Below are 23,399 nucleotides of genomic sequence, written 5' to 3' on the forward strand. Positions count from 1 at the left end.
GCTAGAACGCCGTTCCTGAGAGCGTTCCACCGGCCGCGTCCGCTGTGTCGGTCGCCTCAGGTCAGGCGAGTGGTCTTGCTCGCCAGCGCGCCCGCGACGACACCCCAGCCGATCAGGACCGCGAACGGGCCCCAGCCGAACGAACCGTCCAGCAGCACCGACCGCAGGCCTTCGGCGAGCGCGCCCGAGGGCAGCAGTTCGACGATCCACGCGACGCCGGACGGCATCGTCGACGGCGCCAGCAGGATGCCGCCCGCGAGCAGCAGCACGAACCAGACGATGTTCGCCAGCGCCAGCACGGCCTCCGCGCGCAGCGCCCCGCCGAGCAGCAGGCCCAGCGCGCCGAACGCGAGCGTGCCGACGATCAGGAACGGGATCGCGCCGAGGATCCCGCCGAGCGACGGCGACCAGCCCAGCAGCGCTGCGACGGCACCGAGGATCACCGCCTGCAGCGCGACCACCACCAGCGCGGCGGCCACCCGGCCCGCGACGAGCAGCCAGCGGGGCAGCGCGGTGGCGGAAAGCCGTTTGAGGACGCCGTAACGACGGTCGAAGCCCAGCGCGATGGCCTGCCCGGTGAACGCCGACGACATCACCGCCAGTGCCAGGATCCTCGGCGTTATCCAGTCCACTTTGGACGAATCGCCGAGCTGCGACGACGGCAGGATGTCCAGCAGGGACAGGCCGATCAGCAGCGCGAGCGGGATGAGCAGGGTCAGCAGGATCTGCTCGCCGTGGCGCAGCGTCAGGCTCGCTTCGACCTTCGCGTGCGTGCGGAGCATCTTGCCGAGCGAACCGCGGCCGGGAGCGGGGGTGAACGTGCCCGCGGGGAACCGGGGCGTGGAAGTCGTCATGCGCGCAGTTCCCGTCCGGTCAGCTCCAGGAAGACCTCTTCCAGCGTGCGCCTGCCGACCTGCAGCTCCTCCGGCATGACACCTTGCTGCGCGCACCACGCCGTCACCGTCGACACCACCTGCGGATCGATCGCGCCTTCGACGAGGTACGTGCCCGGCGCCGATTCGTGGACGAGATGCCCCTCGGGCAGCGCCGCGGTCAGCAGCGCGGTGTCGAGTTTCGTACGCGCCTTGAACCGCAGCTGCGCGGTCTCGCCGGCTTCGACGGTCAGCGACTGCGGGGAACCTTCGACGACGACCTTGCCGTGGTCCACGATCACGACGGTGTCGGCCAGCGTTTCGGCCTCCTCCATCAGATGCGTGGTGAGCAGCACGCTGACCCCGTCGGCGCGCAGCGCTTCGAGCAGATCCCAGACCAGGCGGCGGGCCTGCGGGTCCATCCCCGCCGTCGGCTCGTCGAGGAACAGCAGCTCCGGCCGTCCGACGAGCGCGCAGGCGAGCGAGAGCCGTTGCTGCTGCCCGCCGGAAAGCCGTTTGAACGGCGTCTTCCTCGCTCCCGAAAGGCCGAGGACGTCCAGCAGCCAGGCCGGGTCGAGCGGATTCGCCGCGCACGCGGCGACCAGCCCGAGCATCTCGTCGGCGCGAACGCCGGGATACGCGCCGCCGCCCTGGGGCATCACGCCGATCCGGGGCCGCAGCGCCGCGCCGTCGCGCGCCGGGTTCAGGCCCAGCACGCGGACTTCGCCGCCGTCAGGCCGCAGGAAGCCTTCGCAGATCTCGACGGTGGTGGTCTTGCCGGCCCCGTTCGGGCCGAGCAGAGCGAGCAGGGTGCCACGTTCCATCCGCAGGTCGAGTCCATCGACGGCGGTGGTGGATCCGTAGCGTTTCACCAGCCCGGTGATCTCGACGGCGGGGGCGTTCACGACAGGTCACGATACGGCCTCACGCCGGGACCGAATGCTCCGGGGACGGTCTGGACAGCAGCAGTGGTGAGAGGCGGTGGACGATGAACAGCCCCAGTAGCGTGACGACCCCGGCGGCGGCCCACGCGAACGGCAGGACGAACCCGCGGCCCTCGAAGGTGCTCCCCGTCGTCGGCAGCAGGAACGGCAGGACGGCGGTGACGATCGTCGCGGCGATGCGGAACCGCGAGGTCCCCGCCGCCGCGGCGAGCGGGATGATCGCCCACAGCAGATACCAGGGTTGCAGCGCGACGTGCAGCACCATCACCGCGCCGAGGGAGACACCGAGCCCGATGATCGGCCGGTAGCGCCATTTGAAGCTGTCCCAGAGGAACTTCACCGTCACCGCGCCCGCGACGAGATAGCCGAGCGCGCCCAGGATCGGCACCATCGCGTTGGTGTGGTTGCCGAGGCCGAGCGCGATGCCGAGGACACCGCCGAGCGCGGCGAGCTCCGAGGTCGGCGAGATCCACGAGCGGACCAGCCCCGGCGTCCCGAGCGCGCCGACCCACCCGAAGCCCAGGCCGGTGCCGTAACAGACCGCCACCAGGGTCACGCCGAACAGCAACGCCATCGGTACCGCGGCGGTGAGGAGGTCCTTGATCCGGCCGTGCCAGCGTCTGGCGACCATCACCGTGAAGAACGGCAGCGCCAGGATCGCGTTGATCTTCACCGCGACGCCGAGGGTGATGAGCACCACCCCGAGCCCGATGTAGAGGAGTTCGCCCTTGGCCAGCGGGGGCGGCTCGTCGTTCTTGAACCGCACCGGCATCCGCTGGAGACCGACCTCCAGCCCGGCCACCATGAGCCCGATGGCGAGCGCGTCGTTGTGGGCGCCGGCGACGAAGTGGAAGATCAGCAGCGGGTTCGCCGCGCCGAGCCACAGCGCGGTGGCGGGCTGCACGCCGAACCGCCGGGCGAGCCGGGGGAGCGCCCAGATGATCAGGATGACGCCGATCAGCGCGAGCCCGCGCTGCAGCAGCACGCCGGTGACGATGTTGCCGCTGCTCAGCGGGGCGAGCCAGCCGCCGAGCCGCAGCAGCAGAGGGCCGTAGGGCGCCGGGGTCTCGCGCCACATGTTGGAGACGCCCGAGGTCAGCGGGTCGGAGACGCCGAGTGCCTCGGCCGGGCCGAGGGAGTACGGGTCCATCCCGCGGGCGACGATCTCGCTCTGCGCGAGGTAGCTGTAGACGTCGCGGGAGAACAGCGGCGGGATGAACAGCAGCGGCGTGCACCAGAGCGCGATGGTGCGGGCGAGCTGGCCCTGGGTGGCGAGGCGGCGGCGCGCGGGCTGGGCGAACCGGCCGAGCAGCAGCCAGCTGAGCACGATGATCGCCATGCCCGCCAGGCCCATCGCGAGCGAGACCATGGGGATGCGGGTGAACAGCCGCAGGACCGGGATCTCCTGCACCGGGTTGATCACCGGGGCGGCACCCGCGCCGAGCGAGCCGAGGGCGAGGAACAGGGAGCCGACCGCGCCGAACCGGCGGACCACGTTCAGTCCGCGCAGTTCCTTGTCGTCCAGCGGTTCCGGATCGTGCGGGCGCCCGGGCACGAGCGTCGCCACCGGCCCCGCCGCCCGGTCTTCCGGCGCTGCCCCGTCCGTGTCCCGCTGTGCCGGGTGATCGCCCACTACCACGCACGAAGGGTAGCGATGCCGGGAACAGACCGGGCGGGTACGTGGTTACCGAGGGCTGAAAGGGCCCTTCGCCGCGTGCGATGCGGTGAAGGACGCTTTCGTCTCATCGCATGCGGGGAAAGCGTCCTTCAGCCGCCGCGACGTGACCCACGCCACTCCGTGAGGCACCCCTCTTTGCCGTCGCTCCGGAAATACGTCACACTTGTGTTGTGAAAAAGACGGGGACGCAGGACGAGGCCGGTGGCGACATGCCCCGCGCCGAGGTCCAGCCTGTCCCCGTGCAGATCGGACCCGAGGGCCGGACCAGGCACGAAGTGGCCCGTTTGCTGCTGGAACAGGGGCCGATGACCGCCGTCGTGGTGGCCGAGCAGCTGGGGATCAGCGCCGCCGCCGTCCGCCGTCATCTCGACGCCCTGCTCGCCGACGGCGAGGCCGAAACCCGGGACGCGCCCCGCCGGGGCCCCCGCGGACGAGGCCGTCCCGCCAAGAACTTCCTCCTCACCGAAGCCGGCCGCGCCCGTTTCGGGCACGCCTACGACGACCTCGCCTCCTCGGCCATCCGTTTCCTCGCCGAGCACGCCGGCGAGGACGCGGTGAAGGCCTTCGCGGAGGCCCGGGTCGCTTCGCTGGTCGGCCCGCATCAGGACGCGATCACCAAGCACACCGACCCGGCATCGCGGGCCGAGGCCCTCGCTGCGGCGTTGACCAGGGAGGGTTACGCTGCGTCGACCCGTCAGGTCGGTGTCGGCGAACAGCTCTGCCAGCACCATTGCCCGGTCGCCCACGTCGCCGCCGAGTTCCCTCAGTTGTGTGAAGCCGAGACAGAGGCTTTCGCCGAACTTCTGGGTACTCACGTGCAGCGGCTGGCGACCATCGCACGCGGTGACAACGCGTGCACCACACACGTACCCGTCGTCTCGACGGGTCACCCGGCCACACCCGGGCCGGGAAGCACGGCGCCCTCTCCAGGGCGCACAGCACGGATCCCGAATGGAGGGAAACCCGCATGACTGCCGCTGCCGAGCAGCGCACTCCCACCACCGCGCCCATGAGCCAGGAAGAGACCATCGAGTCCCTTGGCAAGTACGCGTTCGGCTGGGCGGACTCCGACGAGGCGGGCTCAACGGCCCGTCGCGGACTGAACGAGGACGTCGTCACCGACATCTCCTCGAAGAAGTCCGAGCCGGAGTGGATGCGCGAAGCGCGACTGAAGGCGCTCAAGCTCTTCGACTTGAAGCCGATGCCCAACTGGGGTGCGGACCTCTCCGGGATCGACTTCGACAACATCAAGTACTTCGTGCGGTCCACGGAGAAGCAGGCCACCTCCTGGGAAGACCTGCCCGAGGACATCAAGAACACCTACGACAAGCTGGGCATCCCCGAGGCGGAGAAGCAGCGCCTCGTCGCCGGTGTCGCCGCGCAGTACGAGTCCGAGGTCGTCTACCACCAGATCCGCGAGGACCTGGAGGCCCAGGGCGTCCTGTTCCTGGACACCGACACCGCGCTCAAGGAGCACCCGGAGATCTTCAAGGAGTACTTCGGCTCCGTGATCCCGGCCGGGGACAACAAGTTCTCCGCGCTGAACACCGCGGTGTGGTCCGGCGGTTCGTTCATCTACGTGCCCAAGGGCGTCAAGGTGGACATCCCGCTGCAGGCCTACTTCCGGATCAACACCGAGAACATGGGTCAGTTCGAGCGGACCCTGATCATCGTCGACGAAGACGCCTACGTGCACTACGTCGAGGGGTGCACCGCGCCGATCTACCAGTCCGACTCGCTGCACTCGGCGGTCGTGGAGATCATCGTGAAGAAGGGCGCCCGCTGCCGCTACACGACCATCCAGAACTGGTCGAACAACGTCTACAACCTGGTCACCAAGCGCGCCAAGTGCGAAGAGGGCGCGACCATGGAGTGGATCGACGGCAACATCGGGTCCAAGGTCACGATGAAGTACCCGTCCGTGTTCCTCATGGGCGAGCACGCCAAGGGCGAGGTCCTCTCGGTCGCGTTCGCGGGCGAGGGCCAGCACCAGGACGCCGGCGCGAAGATGGAGCACCTGGCGCCGCACACCTCCTCGACCATCGTGTCGAAGTCGGTGGCGCGCGGCGGTGGCCGCACCTCGTACCGCGGCCTGGTCAAGGTCGCGAAGCGGGCGCACCACTCGCGCTCCAGCGTCGTCTGTGACGCGCTGCTGGTCGACACGATCTCGCGGTCGGACACGTACCCGTACGTCGACATCCGCAACGACGAGGTCTCCATGGGCCACGAGGCGACCGTCTCGAAGGTCAGCGAAGACCAGATGTTCTACCTCATGTCGCGCGGTCTCGACGAGGCCGAGGCCATGGCGATGATCGTGCGCGGGTTCGTCGAGCCCATCGCGCGTGAGCTGCCGATGGAGTACGCGCTCGAGCTGAACCGCCTGATCGAGCTTCAGATGGAAGGGTCCGTCGGCTAGTCATGTCGGTTACCGAGAACAACGTTTCCGAAGCGATGCGCGAGGGCGTGGTCATCCCGGCCACGTCCCGCGCGGAGCGCTTCACCTCCTACGACGTCCAGGCCTTCGAGGTCCCGGGCGGCCGTGAGGAGAACTGGCGTTTCACTCCGATGAAGCGGCTGCGCGGCCTGCACGACGGGTCCGCCGCCGCTTCGGGTTCGGCCACAGTGGACGCCGACGCCGCGCCCGAGCTGAAGATCGAGACGGTCGGCCGGGACGACGAGCGTCTCGGCGTCGCGGGTGTCCCGAGCGACCGGATCGCCGCGCAGGCGTACTCCACCTTCACCGAGGCCACCGTCATCACGGTGCCCAAGGAGACGAAGACGTCCAAGCCGTCGACGGTGAAGATCACCGGCCCCGGCGAGGGCAAGGTCGCCTACGGGCACGTGCAGGTGCGCGCCGAGCAGTTCTCCGAGGCCGTCATCGTCCTCGACCACGTCGGCTCCGGCACGTACGCCGACAATGTCGAGTTCGTCATCGGCGACTCGGCGAACGTCACCGTGGTCAGCGTCCAGGACTGGGCCGACGACGCGGTGCACGTCTCCGAGCAGCACCTCAAGCTCGGGCGTGACGCCAGCCTCAAGCACATCGTCATCACCCTGGGCGGTGACCTCGTCCGCGTCTCGCCGACGGCGACCTTCGCCGACAAGGGCGGCGACGTCGAGATGCTTGGCCTGTACTTCGCGGACTCGGGCCAGCACCAGGAGCACCGTCTCTTCGTCGACCACGCGGTGCCGAACTGCAAGTCGCGCGTGATGTACAAGGGTGCGCTGCAGGGCGACGACGCGCACACCGTGTGGGTCGGCGACGTGCTGATCCGGGCGGCCGCCGAGGCCACCGACACCTACGAGCTCAACCGCAACCTGGTGCTCACGCCGGGGGCGCGGGCCGACTCGATCCCGAACCTGGAGATCGAGACCGGCGAGATCGAAGGCGCGGGCCACGCGAGCGCGACGGGAAGGTTCGACGACGAGCAGTTGTTCTACCTCCAGTCGCGCGGAATCGGCGAAGACGCCGCGCGCCGCCTGGTCGTACGCGGGTTCTTCCACGAGATCCTGGTCAAGATCGGCGTTCCCGAGGTGCGCGAGCGTCTCGAGGCCGCGATCGAAGCCGAACTCGAAGCTGTTGGCGCCTGAGCGCGCGTCCGTCCACAAGAGACTTTTAGGAAAGAAATGCCTACGCTGGAAATCAAGGATCTGCACGCCTCGGTCACGACCGAGGAGGGCCCCAAGGAGATCCTCAAGGGCGTCAACCTGACCATCAAGTCGGGCGAGACCCACGCGATCATGGGCCCCAACGGTTCGGGCAAGTCCACGCTGTCCTACGCCATCGCCGGTCACCCCAAGTACGAAGTCACCTCCGGGCAGGTCCTGCTCGACGGTGAGGACGTACTGGAGATGAGCGTCGACGAGCGCGCCCGCGCGGGCCTGTTCCTCGCCATGCAGTACCCGGTCGAGGTGCCGGGCGTGTCCATGTCCAACTTCCTCCGCACCGCGGCCACCGCGGTCCGTGGCGAGGCCCCCAAGCTGCGCCACTGGGTCAAGGAGGTCAAGGAGGAGATGGGCAAGCTGGAGATCTCGGCCGAGTTCGCCGAGCGTTCGGTGAACGAGGGCTTCTCCGGCGGTGAGAAGAAGCGCCACGAGATCCTGCAGCTGGCGCTGCTCAAGCCGAAGATCGCCATCCTCGACGAGACCGACTCCGGCCTCGACGTCGACGCGCTGCGCGTCGTGTCCGAGGGCGTCAACGAGTTCAAGGCCAACAACGACGCCGGCGTCATGCTGATCACGCACTACACGCGGATCCTGCGGCACATCACGCCCGACTTCGTGCACGTCTTCGCCGGCGGCAAGATCGTCGAGTCCGGTGGCCGTGAACTCGCGGACGAGCTCGAGGAGAACGGGTACGTCAAGTACACCGGCTCCGCCGAGACCGCCGCGGTCTGAGCTCGTACAGCCTGATCACTGAACTTCACGACTACACCGAGAGGAGTTGGCCCGATGACCACCACCACGGCTAACTCTGTTCCGCTGGACGTAGCGGCCATCAGGGCCGACTTCCCGATCCTGACCCGCACGGTGCGGGACGGGAAACCCTTGGTGTATCTGGATTCCGGTGCGACGTCCCAGAAGCCGGCGCAGGTGCTCGAAGCCGAGCGCCGGTTCCTGGAGACCTCGAACGCCGCGGTGCACCGCGGCGCGCACCAGCTCGCCGAGGAGGCGACCGACGCCTACGAATCCGCCCGCGTGCGGATCGCGGAGTTCGTCGGCGCCTCCCCGCACGAGCTGGTGTTCACCAAGAACGCCACCGAGGGCATCAACCTCGTCGCCTACGCGATGAGCAACGCCGCCACGGCCGGTCCCGAGGCCGAGCGGTTCAAGCTCGGACCGGGCGACGAGATCGTCATCACCGAGATGGAGCACCACGCGAACCTGGTTCCGTGGCAGCAGCTCAGCCAGCGCACCGGCGCGACGCTGAAGTGGTTCTCCGTCACCGCCGACGGCCGGCTCGATCTGTCCAATGTGGACGAGCTGATCACCGAGCGGACCAAGGTGATCGCGTTCACGCACCAGTCCAACGTGCTCGGCACGATCAACCCGGTCGAGTTCCTGGTGAAGAAGGCCCGCAAGGTCGGCGCGCTGGTCGTGCTGGACGCCTGCCAGTCGGTGCCGCATTTCCCGGTGGACCTGCACGCGCTGGACGTCGACTTCGCCGCTTTCGCCGGGCACAAGATGGTCGGCCCGTACGGCATCGGTGTCCTTTACGGCCGCCGCGAGCTGCTCGAAGCGATGCCGCCGTTCCTGACCGGCGGCTCGATGATCGAGCTGGTCCGCATGGAGCAGACCACGTTCGCCGCGCCGCCGCAGCGGTTCGAGGCGGGCACCCCGATGACGTCGCAGGCCGTCGGCCTCGGCGCGGCCGCCGACTACCTGTCGGCGATCGGCATGGACCGGGTCGCCGCGCACGAACACACCCTCACCGAGGCGGCGCTCGCCGGGCTCGGCGAGATCCCGGGCGTCCGGATCGTCGGCCCCACCGACATGGTCGACCGCGGCGGACTGGTGTCGTTCGTCATCGACGGCGTCCACCCGCACGACTCGGGGCAGGTGCTGGACAGTCTCGGTGTCGCCGTCCGCGTCGGGCACCACTGCGCGTGGCCGCTGCACCGGGCCTGCTCGGTGCCCGCGACCGTGCGCGCGTCGTTCTACGTCTACAACACCCTGTCCGAAGTGGACGCCCTGGTGAACGGGGTGCGTGAGGCGCAGAAGTTCTTCGGGGTGGCGTGATGAACCTCGAAAGCATGTACCAGGAGATCATCCTGGATCACTACAAGAACCCGCACGGCCGCGGCCTGCGCGAGCCGTTCGACGCCGAGTCGTTCCAGGTCAACCCGACCTGCGGCGACGAGGTGACGCTGCGGGTGAAGGTCGACGACGGGAAGGTCGCCGACGTCTCCTACGAGGGACAGGGCTGTTCGATCAGCCAGGCCTCCACGTCGGTCTTGACGGATCTCGTCGTCGGGCACACCGTGGAGGAGGCGTTCACCACCATGGACGCCTTCGTCGAGCTGATGCAGGGCAAAGGGCAGATCGAACCCGACGAGGACGTGCTGGAGGACGGCATCGCCTTCGCCGGCGTGGCCAAGTACCCGGCCCGCGTGAAATGCGCCCTGCTCGGGTGGATGGCGTTCAAGGACGCCGTCGCCCGCACGACCAACGGAGTTGAGACGGCATGACCGAACAGCAGACCGAAACCCGCGAGGGGCGCACGGCCGCCGACCTGGACGCCGAGACCGCCGCCGCCCCGGACGCCGCCGACGTGGCGAAGGTCGAGGACGTCGAAGAGGCGATGCGCGACGTCGTCGACCCGGAGCTCGGCATCAACGTCGTCGACCTCGGGCTGGTCTACGACATCCGCGTCGAGGCGGACAACACCGCCACCATCGACATGACCCTGACGTCGGCGGCCTGCCCGCTGACCGACGTCATCGAGGACCAGACCGGTGCCGCGCTCGTCGGCGGGGGAACGGGACTGGTCAAGGACTTCCGGATCAACTGGGTCTGGATGCCGCCGTGGGGCCCGGAGAAGATCACCGACGACGGCCGCGAACAGCTGCGGGCGCTCGGCTTCACCGTCTGATTCCTGCTTTTGCGCGTGAAGGCCCCCTTCCCTCGGCTCAGCCGAGGGAAGGGGGCCTTCACGCGCTGGTGGGGCGGTTCGTATAACGGCTATACCGCGTCGCCGGCGCGTGTCGTCCGGTCAAGCACGCGAAACCTAGTGTCCTGAAGGGCCCCTTCGAGACGATCAACGTCTCGAAGGGGCCCTTCAGGACACGAGGGTCGGACCACGCCGCAATAAGCTGACGGAATGATCGTCCGGTCCATCGCGCTGTTCGCGCTCGCCGCGCTGCTGGAGATCGGCGGCGCCTGGCTGATCTGGCAGGGCGTCCGGGAGCACCGCGGCTACCTCTGGATCGGCGCGGGAGTCGTCGCGCTGGGACTCTACGGCTTCGTCGCGACCCTGCAGCCCGACGCGAACTTCGGCCGCATCCTCGCCGCGTACGGCGGAGTGTTCGTCGCGGGTTCGCTGGCGTGGGGGATGGTCGCCGACGGCTACCGGCCGGACCGCTACGACGTGATCGGCGCCTTGATCTGTCTCGCCGGGGTCGGAGTCATCATGTACGCGCCCCGAGGTTGAGCGAACGGCGCTAGTCTGCGCTGTGACTGAAACGGATTTCCCCGCTCCGCCCGCCGACAGACCCGGGCCGAAGCGAAGATTCTCGCCGCTCCTGTTCGTGATGATCCTGCTGGCGGTCGTCGGCGTGGGCACCGGTGGATACGGGTTCGTGACCCTGATGAACTATCGCATGGCGAGTGTTCCCAGCGGCGGGATGTTGCCCACGGTCCAGCCAGGGACGGTCGTGCTCTACCGCTGGACCCCGCTCGCCGAGATCCCTCGCGGCGCGGTCGTGCTCGTGGAGCTTTCTTCGTTCCCGGACGCGAGCCCCGGCGACGGTCAGATCATCAAGCGGGTGATCGGCGTCGGGGGTGATCAGGTCGTTTGCTGCACGAACGACAACCTGATCACCGTCGACGGGAAGCCGGTCAGAGAACCGTACACCGACGACGACAACGGTTACGGCCGTAAGGAGTACCTGCCGTTCAGCGTCCGGGTCCCGCCGGGCGCCGTGTTCGTCGTGGGGGATCAGCGGAACAACTCCCGCGATTCGCGGCTCTACGTCGGCATGCCGGGCGACGGCGCCGTGCCGCTGTCGAAGGTGAACGGGGTCGTCGTCGGCATCGGGGGCACGCTCAACGCCGAACCCTTCCCGCAGACCACGGCTTTCGTCGAGGCCGGGCTTCCCGGCGACCCGGTGTCCGACACCGGGTTCCGTACCTCACGGAACCTCATGTTCGCCGGCGCCGGGCTCGTGGTCCTCGGTGTCATCGGGACGATCGTGACCGTTGTCCGCTCCGCCGGAAGACGACGAAGAGCAGCCGCAATCCCACCAGCGCACTGACCACCAGCAGGTTGTAACCGAACATCTGGTGCAGCGTGACCCCGTCCAGCACGTCGGGGCCGGTCGCGCTGCCGAGCAGCAGCACGGCCATCAGCCCGGTGGCCACGCCGACGAACGCCAGCAGGATCTCGTGCACCAGCCCGGTGACCACGTCGCGGTCGCGCTCGTCGGAGAACAGCCGGACGTTGACCGAAAGCCTGCCCTGTTCGAGCGCGTTCCCGATCCGGTCGACGCGGCGCGGCAGCCGTCGCAGCACCGGCAGGAGCGCCATCAGTTCGTTGGTGGCCGTGGATCGGAGCGATTCCGGTCGCAACCCGGCACCCACCTGCTCGGCGGCGTAGGCGCGGGATTCGACGACGATGTTGAATCCCGGCGCCAGCGCGGCCAGCGTTCCCTCCAGTGTGGCCAGTGCGCGGAACACGGCGGCGATCGGCGGGGGGACGCTGAGCCGGAAGTCGGCGATCACCCGGAACAGGTCGGTGAACATGTCGAGATCGGGTGCCTGCCCATGGTTGAAATGCTTGGCCACCAAGGAACCCAGTGCCCGCTCCAGGCGACGCTCGTCGATTTCGTCCGGCTGGTCGACGATCTCCAGCAGGCCGTCGCGCAGCGCGGCCGGGTCACCGCGGTCGAGGGCGAGGATGAGGTTCTGCAGCCCGCCGCGCAGGCCCGAGTCGAGCCGGCCGACGGAGCCGAAGTCGAGCAGGCCGAGCCTGCCGTCGGTGAGCAGCAGGACGTTGCCGGGATGCGGGTCGGCGTGGAACACGCCACTGCCCATCACCTGGCCGAGCACACACCGCAGCATGGACCGTGCGAGGCCGGCCCGTTCCGCGGCCGGGACCTGCTCGCGGGCGGCGGCGAGCGGTTTTCCGTCGAGACGCCGCATCACCAGCACACGTTCGGTCGACAGTTCTTTGTGGACGGTCGGCAAGGCGACCTCGGTGCCTGGGTAAGCCGCCGCGACCGCTTCGATGTTCCTGGCCTCGGTGCGGAAATCGAGCTCTTCGACGAGTGCGTCGGCGAATCCTTCGGCGAGGTCGACGACGCCGAGCGAACGCGCCCATCCCGCGCGCTGGTCCAGCGCGGCCGCCACCCGGCGGACGATGTCGAGGTCCCGGTCGACCAGTGCCTGCACGCCGGGGCGCTGCACCTTCACGACCACCTCTTGCCCGTCGCGCAGCTTGGCACGGTAGACCTGCGCGATCGACGCGGCCGCGATCGGTTCCGGGTCGAATTCGGCGAAGATCTCGCCCGGGTCGCCGCCCAGTTCCTCACGCAGCACCGTCGCGACCTCGTCCGCGTCGGCGAAGGCGACCTGGTCCTGGAGTTTGCTGAGTTCGTCGACGAACACCGGCGGGAGCAGATCGGACCGCGTCGAGAGCAGCTGGCCGAGCTTCACGAACGTCACGCCGCCCTCTTCCAGCGCTCGGCGGAGTGACCGCGCCAGTTTGGCGTGCCGGACCTGGGCCAGCCCGGGTTCGCGACGGCCGGTGAGGTACCGGCCGAGGCCGTGCTTGATCGCGATCCGGGTGATCTGCGAGTAGCGCCGCGTCCGGGCCACGCGGCGCCGCACCGAGCGGACCCTGCCGATCAGGCCGAGCCCCGAACCGGAGGGCAGCGCGAGTTCCGCGACGAACAGGAAGATCAGCGTCGCCAGGAAAGCGCCGCCCGCCACTGGGATGACCAGTCCGGCGACAGCGCCGCCCGCGTACATCGCCTGCGGGAACGCGCTGAGGATGCCGCCCGCGACGAGCCAGCCGAAGCCCGCCGCGCAGAACGCGCGGACCACACCGATCCGCACACCCAGCACGCGGCGGGCCGCGACGACGAGTGGCCACAGCATCAGCGCGTAGACGGGCAGGGTGAGCAGGCCGAGCAGCAGGTTCATGCCGAAGAGCACATCACGCGCGGTCCACGCCGGATTCCCGCTCCGGCGGGACGGTACTCACCCTCGAGAGGGAGCGGACCCCGAAGTCGTAGGTGGTGGTCGCCTCCCGGGGCGCGAACAGGACGCCGAGGACGGCGATCGCCGCCGCCGCGAGGAAGCCGGCGCGAAGGTCGAGGAGATCGCCGAGGAGACCGATGAGCGGCGCCCCGGCGGCCTGGCCGAGCGCCAGCGCCAGGAAGGCCACACCGACACCGAACGCGGGTGCCGCCGGGTAAGCCCTGGTGCCCCAGAGGATCAGGACACCGGTCAGTCCGATGTAGACGGCTCCGAAGAGCGCGGCCGCGATGACGAGCGCGGGGAGCGAGCTGGTGGCGAGGGCGAAGAGCGCCGTGGCGGCGGCGAACAGGACCATGCCCGCCGACCAGGCCCGGCGCAGTCCGGCCCGGGAGGTCAGTTCGGCGGTGAACGCGCCTGCCAGGCCGACCGCGCCGAGCACGATCCACACCACGGTCGACTCGGTCTCACCGAGCCCGCCCGCGCTCACGACGATGTCCCGGCCGAACGTCCAGATCGCGGCGCTGGCCAGGCCGAGGGTCGCGGCCGCGGGCAGCAGTCGTCCGGTGGCGGGCGGGATCACCGGCGCCGGCAGCCCGCGTGCTCGCTCTTCCTTGATCGGCGGCACGACCCGGGCGATCCACCAGGTCACCAGCGCCGAGGCCGCGGCGAAGGCCCACCAGGCCATTCGCCAGTCACCGAGGGCGACCAGGGCGACCGGGCCGGAGATCAGCACGCCGAGCCCGGTTCCGGCGTTCACCACGGACTGGGCTCGGTCGCGGCGGGTGGCCCGGACGACGCGGGAGACGGCGTCGGCGAGGGACGGGGAGGCCAGACCGGTACTGGCGCCGGCGAGGACGACGCCGAGCGCGAGCACACCGGCGTTCGGCGCGGCCGCGATCAAGGCGGTTCCCGCGGTGGCCGTCGTCCCGGCGGCCAGTGCGCCCGCCCGCGCACCCCAGCGGGTCGTGATGGCGGTCGAGGCGACGACGGCGAGGCAATACGCGACATAGCTTCCCGCCGCGATGGCGCCGAGAGCGCTGCCGTCGAGGTCGAACTCCGTCCGGAGGGTCGGCGCGAAGAGGCCGTACGCGTACCTCGCGAGTCCGTAGGAGACCGCGATCAGCGACAACCCGGCCGCGGTGAGGGTCAGCTCGCGCTTGTACTAAGAAACCATCAGCTCTCCTCCATGGGTATACCGAGCGGTATAGTTCACGAGTGTTCCCGCATTTCGCGCTCGGGTCAACCGATCGGTATACTCGGAATCATGCTGACCCCAGCCGGCGAGCGTGTCCTGAGCGCCGCGAGCGAGCTCTTCTATCGAGAGGGCATCAACGCGGTGGGTGTCGCGGCGGTGGCCGAAGCCGCCGGCGTCACGAAGAAGACCCTGTACGCCTGCTTCGGGTCGAAGACGGAGCTCACCGTCGCGTATTTGCGGCGTCGTCATGACCTCTGGTGGGCATACCTGGAGGAGCGGCTGGCCGAAGCCGATCGTCCTCGGGCGCTCGTGGTGTTCGACGCCTACGTCGATCACCCGCGGCTCGGGAGCGACCGGGGTTGCGCGTTCCTCAACGCGGCCGCCGAGCTGCCCGCGGGGCATCCCGGCCTCGACGTGATCCGGCGGCACAAGGCGGCGGTGCGGGCCAAGTTCGCCGAACTCCTTCGCGAGGACGCTCCCGGCGCGGCCGATCCGGAACGGCTCGCGGAACAGCTCTTCCTGCTCGTCGAGGGCGCTGTCGCGCACACCGGTATCGACGGCGACGCGCATCGGGTCACCCTCGCGAGGGAGATCGCGGAGGTACTGATGCGGGATCCGCGTACGGCCGGCACACGCTAGAAAGAGCGCATGCGACTTTTCGGCCCGCTCCTGGATCGGGCGACCTATCGCCGATGGGTCTACTTCATCCTCGGCGGCGCGCTGAGCGTGCCGTATGTGCTCTTCGCCGCCATCATCGTGCCGTCGCTGCTGCCCCTCGTCGTGACGTTGGAACGCGGGACCGTCATCGGGCTGGTCACCGTCGTGGTGGTGATGGTCGCGTCGTCGTTCATCCCGGCCGTCCGCGTGCTGGAAGGCGCGGCCGTGCGGGAACTACTGGACGATCCCGTGCCGGGAGTCGTGTTCGGACCCGCGGGGAGCTGGCCCGTCCGCCTGCGTTCGACCGCGATGTTCCTGCTGCACGTGAGCACCGGTTGCGTCGTCAGCCTGGTGAGCCTGTTCATCCCGGTCGCGTTCGGCTTCACGATCGCGGCCCCGTTCAGCGGCCGGATCGCCCTGACCGACCAGAGCGCGATCGAGGTGCCGAAGGGCTGGGCGAGCGCGTGGATCCCGGTGGTGTTCCTGCTCGGCGTCGTCGTGCTGGCCTACGTCGTATGGGCGGCGGGCGCGGTACTGACCCGCTGCGCCAAGAGCCTGCTGGGGATCTCGGCCGCGGAGCGGATCGCCCAGCTGGAGAAGCGCACCGAACAACTCGCCGAGCGCAACCGGCTCGCCCGCGAACTGCACGATTCGGTCGGGCACGCGCTGAGCGTCGTGACCATCCAGGCGGGGGCGGCGCGCCGGACGCTGCGGTCGGATCCCGATTTCACCGAGCAGGCGCTCACCGCCATCGAGGACTCCGCCCGCGCGGCGCTGGACGATCTCGACCACGTGCTCGGGCTGCTGCGTGACGAGGCGTCGTCCCGGACGCCGCAATCAGGGCTGGCGGAGCTGCCCGCGCTGATCGAAGCGACGCGGCTGGCGGGCGCCGAGGTGGCGGCGGAGGTGCGGGGCGAACCGTCCTCGGTGCCGCCGGTCGTCTCCCGTGAGGCGTACCGGATCTTGCAGGAATGCCTGACGAACGCGCTGCGGCACGCCGGTAAGGTTCCGGTGACGGTCCTCGTCGACGCCGGATCGGAGCTGTTGTGCCTGCGGGTGTCCAACCCGCTCGGCGCCGCGGAGCCGTCGCGCGACGGGGGCGGCCGGGGGCTGAGGGGAATGACGGAACGGGTGGAAGTGCTCGGAGGCACGATCACCGCGGGCCGTGCGGACGGATTCTGGAAGGTCGAGGTGGCGGTGCCATGGGGGAATCGGCGATGAGCATCGGGGTGCTGCTGGTCGACGACGAACAGCTCATCCGGGCGGGGCTGCGGGCGATCGTCGCCTCCGAGCCCGACCTGGAGGTCGTGGGCGAAGCCTCCGATGGTGCCGAGGTGCCGGGGCTGGTCTCGCGGTTCCGGCCCGACGTCGTGCTGATGGACGTCCGGATGCCCTCGGTCGACGGGATCCGCGCGACCACCCATCTGATGTCCACTATGGACAATCCGCCGAAGGTGATCGTGGTGACCACCTTCGAAAACGACGACTACGTCTACGACGCCCTGCTCGCCGGCGCGAGCGGCTTCCTGCTGAAGCGGGCCCGGCCCGAGGAGATCGTCGCGGCGATCCGCACCGTGGCGGCGGGGGAGTCGCTGCTGTTCCCGGCCGCGATCCGGCGGCTGGCCGCGCAGCAGGCGAACCGGGGCCCGCAGGACGGTCTCGCCGGCGCCGGGCTCACCGAACGCGAAAGCGAGGTGCTGCGGCTGATGGCGGGCGGACTGTCCAATGTGGAGATCGCGGGCGAGCTGTACCTCGGCGTGCAGACGGTCAAGACCCACGTCGGGAACGTGCTCGCGAAACTCAGCGCGAGGGACCGGACCCAAGCGGTGATCAAGGCGTACGACACCGGTTTCGTCACACCGGCAGGCTGAGGCTCAGGTCAGTCGAGGGCAGCGAGGATCAGCGCGGCCATCGCGGCCGGATCCCCGTTCTCGGGGCACAGCACCAGATCCGGGCTCTCCGGCTGTTCGTAGGGAGCGTCGACCCCGGTGAACCCGCTGATCTCACCCGCCCTCGCCTTCGCGTACATTCCCTTGGGATCGCGGTCTTCGCAGACTTCGAGCGGGGTGTCGACGAAGACTTCGAGGAACGGCAGCCCGGCCGCCTCGTGCCCGGCGCGCGCGAGCTCGCGGTCGGCCCGGTACGGGCTGATCAGGGAGACCACCGACACCACTCCGGCGTCGGCGAACAGCTTCGCGACCTCGGCGACACGGCGGACGTTCTCGGCGCGATCGGCGGGGCTGAAGCCGAGGTTCCCGTTCAGCCCGTGCCGGAGGTTGTCGCCGTCCAGCAGGTACGCGGGCCTGCCGGAGGCGACCAGCCGCCGCTCCAGTTCCACGGCCACGCTCGACTTCCCGGACGCGGACAGCCCGGTGAGCCAGACGGTGAGCCCGCGGGTCGCCCGTTCCGCCCTGCTGACCGCGGCGGTGTGCCAGACGACGTTCGCCGCGGTCACGCTCGGGCCGGTGATCATGCCCGCCGCGACCGTCGCCCCGGAGTGCTCGTCGACGAGGAGGAAACCGCCGGTGGAGCGGTTGCGGCGGTAGGAATCGAACAGCAACGGCTGCCGCGTGCGCAGCCGGATCCGGCCGATTTCGTTGAGGGACAACGACTCCGCGGTCTCGTCGCGGTGTAGGGTGGTGACGTCGAGCCGGTAGTCCAAGCCTCGGATCTCGGCCTTGGTCTCCCGGGTGGTATGCCGCACGAGGAAGTTGTTCCCTGCTTGCAAAGCTCCTCGATCGGAGAACCAGCACACCATCGCGTCGACGTCCCGGCTGGTGTGGGGCCGGTTGCCGGGGCGGCAGATCAGGTCACCGCGGCCGAGGTCGAGGTCGTCGGCGAGCTCGATCGTGACGGCCTGCGAGGCGAAGGCCTCGGTGACCGTGGTGCCACCCGGCCCCCAGATAGCGCTTACCGTCGTGGTGAAGCCGGACGGCAGCACGGCGACCTCGTCACCGGGTTTGAACACCCCTCCCGCGACCGTGCCCGCGTACCCGCGGAAGTCGCGGCTGTGCTCCCGGATCACGTACTGCACGGGGAATCGCGCGTCGATGAGATTGCGATCCGAGGCGACGTGCACCTGTTCGAGGTGATGCAGCAGGGAAGTCCCTTCGTACCAAGGCATACTGGCGCCCCGGTGCACGACGTTGTCGCCGTGCAGCGCCGACATCGGCACGAAGGTGAGGTCGTGCACCTGGAGTTTCATGGCGAAGCGGCGGAACTCCTCGCGGATCTCCTCGAAGCGTTCCCGCGACCAGCCGACGAGGTCCATCTTGTTGACGCACAGCACCAGATGCGGGATTCCCAGCAGGCTGGCCAGGAACGCGTGCCGGCGCGACTGTTCGAGCACGCCTTTGCGGGCGTCGATCAGGATCAGCGCGAGATCGGCGGTGGACGCGCCGGTGACCATGTTCCGGGTGTACTGCACGTGGCCAGGGGTGTCGGCGATGATGAACTTCCGGCGGGGCGTGGCGAAGTAGCGGTGGGCGACGTCGATGGTGATGCCCTGTTCGCGTTCCGCGCGGAGGCCGTCGGTCAGCAGCGCGAGATTCGGGTATGCCTCGCCGCGGTCGCGGCTGGTGCGTTCGATGGCTTCGAGCTGGTCGGTGAACACCGTCTTCGAATCGAACAGCAGGCGGCCGATCAGGGTCGACTTCCCGTCGTCGACACTGCCCGCGGTCGCGAGGCGGACCAGCGAAGCGCTCATCAGAAGTAGCCTTCCTTCTTCCGGTCTTCCATGCCCGCCTCGGAGATCCGGTCGTCGGCGCGGGTGGCGCCGCGTTCGGTGAGCCTGCTGGCCGCCACCTCGGCGACCACCTCACCCGGTGACGTCGAGGTCGACTCGACACAGCCGGTGCAGGTCGCGTCGCCGACGGTCCGGAAGCGAACCGTTGCCTCGTAAGGGCTTTCGTCTTCGCTCAAGGTGAGGAACCGGGTGTGCGCGAGCAGCATGCCGTCCCGCTGGACGACCGGGCGCCGGTGCGAGTAGTAGATCGACGGCAGGTCGACGTTCTCGGCTTCGACGTACTGCCAGATGTCGAGTTCGGTCCAGTTCGACAGCGGGAAGACGCGGATGTGTTCGCCCTTGCGGTGCCTGCCGTTGTAGAGATTCCACAGCTCCGGCCGCTGATCGCGCGGGTCCCATTGGCCGAACTCGTCGCGGAAGCTGAACACGCGCTCCTTCGCGCGGGCCTTCTCCTCGTCGCGCCGCGCTCCACCGAACACGGCGTCGAAGGAATGCTCGCGGATCCCGCGGAGCAGGGCGGCGGTCTGCAGACGGTTGCGGCCGGCCTTCGGGTCTTCGACGACCCGGCCCGCGTCGATGTCGTCCTGGACGCTGGAGACGACGAGCCGGAGCCCGTACCTGTCGACGGTGCGGTCGCGGAATTCGACGACCTCGTCGAAATTGTGCCCGGTGTCGACGTGCATCACCGGGAACGGCGGCGGCGACGGCCAGAACGCCTTGGCCGCCACATGGAGCATCACCATCGAGTCCTTGCCGCCGGAGAACAGCAGCACCGGCCGTTCGAAGGTCGCCGCGACCTCGCGGAAGATGTGCACGGCTTCGGCTTCCAGTGCTTCGAGATGGGTGAGCTCGTAGGCCGGGGACGCCATCGTGACCTCCGTGGTTTGAGATCAGAAAAGTAGAACAAGTTCTTGTGCTTGGTCAAGCGCTGGGGGACGCTGTCGGCATGGACCTGGTCGCGCTCGAAGAGATCCGTCGCCTCAAAGCCCGCTACCTCCGCTGCCTCGACCTCAAGCTGTGGGACGAGATGGCCGGGACCCTGACCGCCGACGCGCACGCGCGCTACGGCACGCCGTCGTACGGCAAACCGCTGACCTTCGAAAGCCGCGAAGCGATCGTCGAGTTCTTTCGGAACGCTGTCGGCCCCGGTGTCACGACGGTGCACTTCGCCGGGCAGCCGGAGATCGACGTCGACGGCGACACCGCGACGGGCACCTGGCTGATGCGGGACAAGGTGATCGTTCCCGAGCATCGGGTGATCATCGAGGGTGCGGCGTACTACGAGGACACCTATCGGCGGGTGGACGGCGTGTGGCTGACCGCGTCCACCCAGTACGACCGGCTGTACGAAACGATGATGTCGATGGACGACGTGCCTAGCCTGAAGCTCACCGCGAACCGCTGGTCTTCCTGACCCGCGTTTAGTCCTCTAGTTGCGGTCCTTGCGCGTGCAACTACCGCAACTAGAGGACTAAACGCGGGGGTGGCGGCCGCCGGATTCGGCGGTGACGGCGTCGGCGGTGGCGACCAGGGCGGCACCCCGCCGCGCGATCTCGGCGCCGGTGATCGGTTCGCCGACCGAAAGCGTGAGCACGAGTTCCTGCCGTCCCGAAGCGTCGAACGTCGGCGCGGCGAGCAGGCTCACCGCGTGCTTGCGGCGCGGTTCCAGATCGGCGCCGAGGTAGACGCGTTCGCCGAGGCTCGACACGAGTTCTCCCACCAGGCCCCGCACTTCCGGCGGGAGTTCCTCCGCTCCGACGCCCGCCATCAGCGCGTAGAGCCGACGGCCCGCGGAAGTCAGGCTCTCCACCAGGTAACCGTGCTCCCGGCATTCGGCGACGACACGGCGAAGATGCGCTTCGTCGAGCCGCACCGGCACGGTCGGCGGTTTGGCGAGCCACGCGTCGAACGCCGCGTCGGAATCCCACAGCACGTACATCAGGCCGACCGGCGGCGCGAACGGGTAGGTCTCGCCCAGTTTGATCCGGCCGGGGCCGGCGCTCTGCAACATCAGGATCCGGTCGCCGACGACGGCCGACGCCGTGCACGTGGCGCCGTATCGCCTGCTCAGCTCCTCCAGGTGACGGCGCGCGACCTCGCTAGCGCCGAAGCCCTCGCTCGCGACGCGGCCGGCGGCGACCATCGCCGGGCCGAGCCGGTACGTGACCGGCTGGGGATCCCGGACCAGGTAGCCGCCCGCCGTCAGTTCGGTGACGATGCCGAGGCAGGTCGGTTTGGCCAGCTCCAGCTCGCGGGCGAGTTCCGACAGGCCGAACCGGCGGCCAGGGTGCGCGGCGAAGAAGTCGAGCAGCCGCACGACTCGCTCGGTGGGCGGGGAGCGCCGGGTCATTGACCCATCCTTAGAACGCGTTCTAGTCTGAGGGCACGAAGAACGTACCAGGTCGGTACGTATTTGTACCAGTATGAGGAGTCGCCGGTGCTCACTCGACCGTTCGCGGACGCGATCGCCGAAGCCGAGAAGGTCATCGCGGAGGCGCCGCACATCCGGACCGAGCAGGATCTGGCCGAGGGATACGAATACCTCGCGGGCAGCATCCGCGCGTCCTTGCAGATGGCGTGGGCCTACGAACGCGACTACCCGTTCTTCACCCAGTCCACCGGGCCGTACACGAAGATGGGCCTGGACAACCCGGACACGCTGTACTTCAACGCGAACATCCGCGAGGACCGCGAATACGTCGTCACCGGGACGCGGGGGAGCACGGCCGACGTCAGTTTCCAGGTCCTCAACGGCGACTACTCGCCGGTCGAGGTGCCGGACAGCCTCGCCGCCTTCGACGACCGTGAGATCGAGATCGCCGAGGATGGCTCGTTCGAACTCCGCTTCGGGCCGGCGAAACCCGACCCCGGCCCCAACTATTTCGTGCTCGGCCCGGGTTCGTCGATGCTCGTGGTGCGTGAGGTCTACAGCGACTGGGCCACCGAACGGCGCGGCACGATCCAGATCCAGTGCGCCGACACCGCGGGTGGCGCGCCCGCGCCGCCCACCCGTGACGGGCTGGCCAAACGCTACGGCGTGACCGGCAAGATCCTGCTGAGCAGGCTCCGCACCTTCCTTGCCTTCCCGAAGTGGTTCTACCTGAACCTGCCGGTGAACACGATGACCGAGCCGCGGCCCACGCCGGGCGGCCTGACCACGCAGTACTCGTCGGCCGGGCATTACGAACTCGGCGACGAAGAGGTCATGATCGTGACGGTGCCGCGTTCGGACGCGCCGTACCAGGGCATCCAGCTCGGCAGCGTCTGGTATCTCTCGCTGGACTACATCAACCATCAGACGAGCCTCACCGCCGACCAGGCGCGGGTCGACCCGGACGGCAATATCCGCTTCGTGATCAGCGAACGGGACCCCGGCCTGGCGAACTGGCTCGAACGCACCGGACACGACCGCGGTTACGTCCAGATCCGGTGGCAGCGCCTGTCCCGCGCGCTGGACAAGGCCGACGGTCCCGAGGTCGAGGTCGTGAAGTTCGGCGAACTCGCCGACCGGCTGCCGTTCCACGACGAGGCGCGCGTGTCCCCGCGGGAATGGGCGGACCGGATCTCGGCCCGTCAGCAGGCGGTCGCGGCGAGGATGCTGGGATGACGGATCTGTTGCGGGACAAGGTGATCGTGGTCTCCGGGGTCGGGCCGGGGCTCGGCCGGGCGATCGCCGTGCGCTGTGCCGTGGCGGGGGCGGACGTCGTTCTCGCCGCCCGCACCGAATCCCGGCTCGCCGAGGTCGCCAAGGAGGTCGACGCCCTCGGCCGTCGCGCGGTCGCCGTGCCCACCGACATCACCGACGACACTTCGGCGACGAACCTCACCGAGGCTGCCTTGAAGGCGTTCGGCCGGGTGGACGCCTTGGTGAACAACGCTTTCGCCATCCCGCCGATCATGGATCTCGCCGACGTCGACCTCGCCGACGTGCGGGCGGGCTTCGAGACCAACGTGCTCGCCGCGCTTCGGCTCACGCGCCTGTTCTCACCCGCGCTCGCCGAGAGCGGCGGCTCGGTGGTGATGATCAATTCGGCCGTGCTCCGGCATTCCCGGCGGACGTTCGGCGCGTACAAGATGGCGAAGGCGAGCCTGCTCGCGCTCGCCCAGAGCCTCGCCTCGGAACTCGGGCCGCGCGGGATCCGGGTCAATTCCGTGGCGCCCGGCTACATCTGGGCGGACTCGCTGAAGTGGTATTTCGCTTATCTGGCCAAGGAACGCGGGGTGCCGCCGGAGCAGGTGTACGCCGAGACGGCCGAGACGATCGACCTGCGCCGCCTGCCGGAACCGGACGAGATCGCCGACACCGTCGTGTTCCTGGCCTCGTCGCTCGCCCGGTGCGTCACCGGTCAGTGCCTCGACGTCAACGCCGGCGAATACCACCACTGAGAGG

23 protein-coding genes are annotated in these 23,399 nt (G+C 69.2%); 15 read left to right on the top strand and 8 right to left on the bottom strand.

What is annotated here, in order from left to right:
* Positions 1-56 precede the first annotated feature (56 nt).
* The 3 genes from ACOCEP_RS25315 to mptB are packed head-to-tail and all read right to left on the bottom strand — an operon-like array spanning position 57 to position 3,383.
* On the bottom strand, positions 57-854 hold the full coding sequence (locus ACOCEP_RS25315; protein ID WP_482331468.1) for an ABC transporter permease: 798 nt from the start codon (positions 852-854) through the stop codon (positions 57-59).
* The gene (locus tag ACOCEP_RS25320) at positions 851-1,777 is read right to left on the bottom strand and encodes an ABC transporter ATP-binding protein (RefSeq protein WP_360970793.1); all 927 of its coding nucleotides are present in this window, start codon (positions 1,775-1,777) and stop codon (positions 851-853) included. Before ACOCEP_RS25320 ends, ACOCEP_RS25315 begins: the two co-directional genes overlap by 4 nt.
* Positions 1,778-1,796: 19 nt before the next feature.
* The gene (gene mptB / locus ACOCEP_RS25325) at positions 1,797-3,383 is read right to left on the bottom strand and encodes a polyprenol phosphomannose-dependent alpha 1,6 mannosyltransferase MptB (RefSeq protein ID WP_016333165.1); all 1,587 of its coding nucleotides are present in this window, start codon (positions 3,381-3,383) and stop codon (positions 1,797-1,799) included.
* A gap of 281 nt (positions 3,384-3,664) precedes the next feature.
* Here mptB and ACOCEP_RS25330 point away from each other — a divergent pair, with 281 nt between their 5' ends.
* The 9 genes from ACOCEP_RS25330 to lepB all read left to right on the top strand — a co-directional run bounded on the left by ACOCEP_RS25330 (position 3,665) and on the right by lepB (position 11,467).
* Positions 3,665-4,465 carry a helix-turn-helix transcriptional regulator gene (locus ACOCEP_RS25330; protein WP_482331469.1) on the top strand — a complete coding sequence of 267 codons (801 nt, stop codon included), beginning with the start codon at positions 3,665-3,667 and terminating at the stop codon, positions 4,463-4,465.
* 38 nt (positions 4,466-4,503) lie between these two features.
* On the top strand, positions 4,504-5,910 hold the full coding sequence (gene sufB / locus ACOCEP_RS25335; RefSeq protein WP_435832241.1) for a Fe-S cluster assembly protein SufB: 1,407 nt from the start codon (positions 4,504-4,506) through the stop codon (positions 5,908-5,910).
* A gap of 2 nt (positions 5,911-5,912) precedes the next feature.
* Positions 5,913-7,085, top strand: coding sequence for a Fe-S cluster assembly protein SufD (gene sufD / locus ACOCEP_RS25340; protein ID WP_482331470.1), 1,173 nt, complete (start codon positions 5,913-5,915; stop codon positions 7,083-7,085).
* 36 nt (positions 7,086-7,121) lie between these two features.
* Positions 7,122-7,892 (top strand): Fe-S cluster assembly ATPase SufC, encoded by a 771-nt coding sequence (gene sufC, locus ACOCEP_RS25345; RefSeq protein ID WP_016333168.1) that lies wholly within the window; start codon positions 7,122-7,124, stop codon positions 7,890-7,892.
* Positions 7,893-7,946: 54 nt separating this feature from the next.
* Positions 7,947-9,233 carry a cysteine desulfurase gene (locus ACOCEP_RS25350; RefSeq protein WP_482331471.1) on the top strand — a complete coding sequence of 429 codons (1,287 nt, stop codon included), beginning with the start codon at positions 7,947-7,949 and terminating at the stop codon, positions 9,231-9,233.
* Positions 9,233-9,682 (top strand): Fe-S cluster assembly sulfur transfer protein SufU, encoded by a 450-nt coding sequence (gene sufU / locus ACOCEP_RS25355; protein ID WP_007029705.1) that lies wholly within the window; start codon positions 9,233-9,235, stop codon positions 9,680-9,682. The genes ACOCEP_RS25350 and sufU overlap by 1 nt, the downstream gene beginning before the upstream one ends.
* Positions 9,679-10,086 (top strand): metal-sulfur cluster assembly factor, encoded by a 408-nt coding sequence (locus ACOCEP_RS25360; RefSeq protein ID WP_034311811.1) that lies wholly within the window; start codon positions 9,679-9,681, stop codon positions 10,084-10,086. The genes sufU and ACOCEP_RS25360 overlap by 4 nt, the downstream gene beginning before the upstream one ends.
* 228 nt (positions 10,087-10,314) lie before the next feature.
* The gene (locus tag ACOCEP_RS25365) at positions 10,315-10,644 is read left to right on the top strand and encodes a YnfA family protein (RefSeq protein WP_125687586.1); all 330 of its coding nucleotides are present in this window, start codon (positions 10,315-10,317) and stop codon (positions 10,642-10,644) included.
* A gap of 22 nt (positions 10,645-10,666) precedes the next feature.
* The gene (gene lepB, locus ACOCEP_RS25370; protein WP_482331472.1) at positions 10,667-11,467 is read left to right on the top strand and encodes a signal peptidase I; all 801 of its coding nucleotides are present in this window, start codon (positions 10,667-10,669) and stop codon (positions 11,465-11,467) included.
* Here lepB and ACOCEP_RS25375 read toward each other — a convergent pair.
* Together ACOCEP_RS25375 and ACOCEP_RS25380 are read right to left on the bottom strand one after the other, a co-directional pair.
* Positions 11,391-13,355, bottom strand: coding sequence for an ABC1 kinase family protein (locus ACOCEP_RS25375; protein WP_482331473.1), 1,965 nt, complete (start codon positions 13,353-13,355; stop codon positions 11,391-11,393). The genes lepB and ACOCEP_RS25375 overlap by 77 nt on opposite strands.
* A gap of 13 nt (positions 13,356-13,368) precedes the next feature.
* Positions 13,369-14,541, bottom strand: a complete 1,173-nt coding sequence (locus ACOCEP_RS25380) for an MFS transporter (protein WP_482331474.1) — start codon at positions 14,539-14,541, stop codon at positions 13,369-13,371.
* A gap of 135 nt (positions 14,542-14,676) precedes the next feature.
* Here ACOCEP_RS25380 and ACOCEP_RS25385 point away from each other — a divergent pair, with 135 nt between their 5' ends.
* From ACOCEP_RS25385 to ACOCEP_RS25395, 3 genes are read left to right on the top strand one after another with little or no spacing between them, the layout of a single operon-like run.
* Positions 14,677-15,246 (top strand): TetR/AcrR family transcriptional regulator, encoded by a 570-nt coding sequence (locus ACOCEP_RS25385; RefSeq protein WP_482331475.1) that lies wholly within the window; start codon positions 14,677-14,679, stop codon positions 15,244-15,246.
* 9 nt (positions 15,247-15,255) lie between these two features.
* A complete protein-coding gene (locus tag ACOCEP_RS25390) occupies positions 15,256-16,485 on the top strand; it encodes a sensor histidine kinase (RefSeq protein WP_482331476.1) in 1,230 nt (409 codons plus the stop codon).
* On the top strand, positions 16,482-17,135 hold the full coding sequence (locus tag ACOCEP_RS25395) for a response regulator (RefSeq protein WP_482331478.1): 654 nt from the start codon (positions 16,482-16,484) through the stop codon (positions 17,133-17,135). The genes ACOCEP_RS25390 and ACOCEP_RS25395 overlap by 4 nt, the downstream gene beginning before the upstream one ends.
* A gap of 8 nt (positions 17,136-17,143) precedes the next feature.
* Here the strand turns inward: ACOCEP_RS25395 and cysC are convergent, their stop codons facing one another.
* Both cysC and cysD read right to left on the bottom strand, forming a co-directional pair.
* The gene (gene cysC / locus ACOCEP_RS25400) at positions 17,144-18,970 is read right to left on the bottom strand and encodes an adenylyl-sulfate kinase (RefSeq protein ID WP_482331479.1); all 1,827 of its coding nucleotides are present in this window, start codon (positions 18,968-18,970) and stop codon (positions 17,144-17,146) included.
* Positions 18,970-19,878, bottom strand: coding sequence for a sulfate adenylyltransferase subunit CysD (gene cysD / locus ACOCEP_RS25405; protein ID WP_482331480.1), 909 nt, complete (start codon positions 19,876-19,878; stop codon positions 18,970-18,972). The genes cysC and cysD overlap by 1 nt, the downstream gene beginning before the upstream one ends.
* A gap of 77 nt (positions 19,879-19,955) precedes the next feature.
* On the opposite strand from cysD, the gene ACOCEP_RS25410 reads away from it, so the two are divergent.
* On the top strand, positions 19,956-20,423 hold the full coding sequence (locus tag ACOCEP_RS25410; protein WP_482331481.1) for a nuclear transport factor 2 family protein: 468 nt from the start codon (positions 19,956-19,958) through the stop codon (positions 20,421-20,423).
* Positions 20,424-20,480: 57 nt separating this feature from the next.
* On the opposite strand, the gene ACOCEP_RS25415 is transcribed toward ACOCEP_RS25410, so the two are convergent.
* A complete protein-coding gene (locus tag ACOCEP_RS25415; protein ID WP_482331482.1) occupies positions 20,481-21,359 on the bottom strand; it encodes an IclR family transcriptional regulator in 879 nt (292 codons plus the stop codon).
* 87 nt (positions 21,360-21,446) lie between these two features.
* Between ACOCEP_RS25415 and ACOCEP_RS25420 the strand changes: the two genes are divergently transcribed.
* Both ACOCEP_RS25420 and ACOCEP_RS25425 read left to right on the top strand, forming a co-directional pair.
* Complete coding sequence (locus ACOCEP_RS25420; RefSeq protein ID WP_482331483.1) at positions 21,447-22,616, top strand: hypothetical protein; 1,170 nt, start codon at positions 21,447-21,449, stop codon at positions 22,614-22,616.
* Entirely contained in the window at positions 22,613-23,395 is a 783-nt protein-coding gene (locus tag ACOCEP_RS25425) for an SDR family oxidoreductase (RefSeq protein WP_482331484.1), read from the top strand. Before ACOCEP_RS25420 ends, ACOCEP_RS25425 begins: the two co-directional genes overlap by 4 nt.
* The last annotated feature ends 4 nt before the right edge of the window (positions 23,396-23,399 follow it).

The sequence above is a fragment of the Amycolatopsis sp. CA-211722 genome (assembly GCF_056828465.1).

Coding starts and splice junctions, on each gene's coding strand:
- ACOCEP_RS25315 (WP_482331468.1), bottom strand. CDS start 854: ATGACGACTTCCACGCCCCGGTTCCCCGCGGGCACGTTCACCCCCGCT.
- sufB (WP_435832241.1), top strand. CDS start 4,504: ATGAGCCAGGAAGAGACCATCGAGTCCCTTGGCAAGTACGCGTTCGGC.
- sufD (WP_482331470.1), top strand. CDS start 5,913: ATGTCGGTTACCGAGAACAACGTTTCCGAAGCGATGCGCGAGGGCGTG.
- sufC (WP_016333168.1), top strand. CDS start 7,122: ATGCCTACGCTGGAAATCAAGGATCTGCACGCCTCGGTCACGACCGAG.
- ACOCEP_RS25350 (WP_482331471.1), top strand. CDS start 7,947: ATGACCACCACCACGGCTAACTCTGTTCCGCTGGACGTAGCGGCCATC.
- sufU (WP_007029705.1), top strand. CDS start 9,233: ATGAACCTCGAAAGCATGTACCAGGAGATCATCCTGGATCACTACAAG.
- ACOCEP_RS25360 (WP_034311811.1), top strand. CDS start 9,679: ATGACCGAACAGCAGACCGAAACCCGCGAGGGGCGCACGGCCGCCGAC.
- ACOCEP_RS25365 (WP_125687586.1), top strand. CDS start 10,315: ATGATCGTCCGGTCCATCGCGCTGTTCGCGCTCGCCGCGCTGCTGGAG.
- ACOCEP_RS25375 (WP_482331473.1), bottom strand. CDS start 13,355: ATGAACCTGCTGCTCGGCCTGCTCACCCTGCCCGTCTACGCGCTGATG.
- ACOCEP_RS25385 (WP_482331475.1), top strand. CDS start 14,677: ATGCTGACCCCAGCCGGCGAGCGTGTCCTGAGCGCCGCGAGCGAGCTC.
- ACOCEP_RS25390 (WP_482331476.1), top strand. CDS start 15,256: ATGCGACTTTTCGGCCCGCTCCTGGATCGGGCGACCTATCGCCGATGG.
- ACOCEP_RS25395 (WP_482331478.1), top strand. CDS start 16,482: ATGAGCATCGGGGTGCTGCTGGTCGACGACGAACAGCTCATCCGGGCG.
- cysC (WP_482331479.1), bottom strand. CDS start 18,970: ATGAGCGCTTCGCTGGTCCGCCTCGCGACCGCGGGCAGTGTCGACGAC.
- cysD (WP_482331480.1), bottom strand. CDS start 19,878: ATGGCGTCCCCGGCCTACGAGCTCACCCATCTCGAAGCACTGGAAGCC.
- ACOCEP_RS25410 (WP_482331481.1), top strand. CDS start 19,956: ATGGACCTGGTCGCGCTCGAAGAGATCCGTCGCCTCAAAGCCCGCTAC.
- ACOCEP_RS25415 (WP_482331482.1), bottom strand. CDS start 21,359: ATGACCCGGCGCTCCCCGCCCACCGAGCGAGTCGTGCGGCTGCTCGAC.
- ACOCEP_RS25425 (WP_482331484.1), top strand. CDS start 22,613: ATGACGGATCTGTTGCGGGACAAGGTGATCGTGGTCTCCGGGGTCGGG.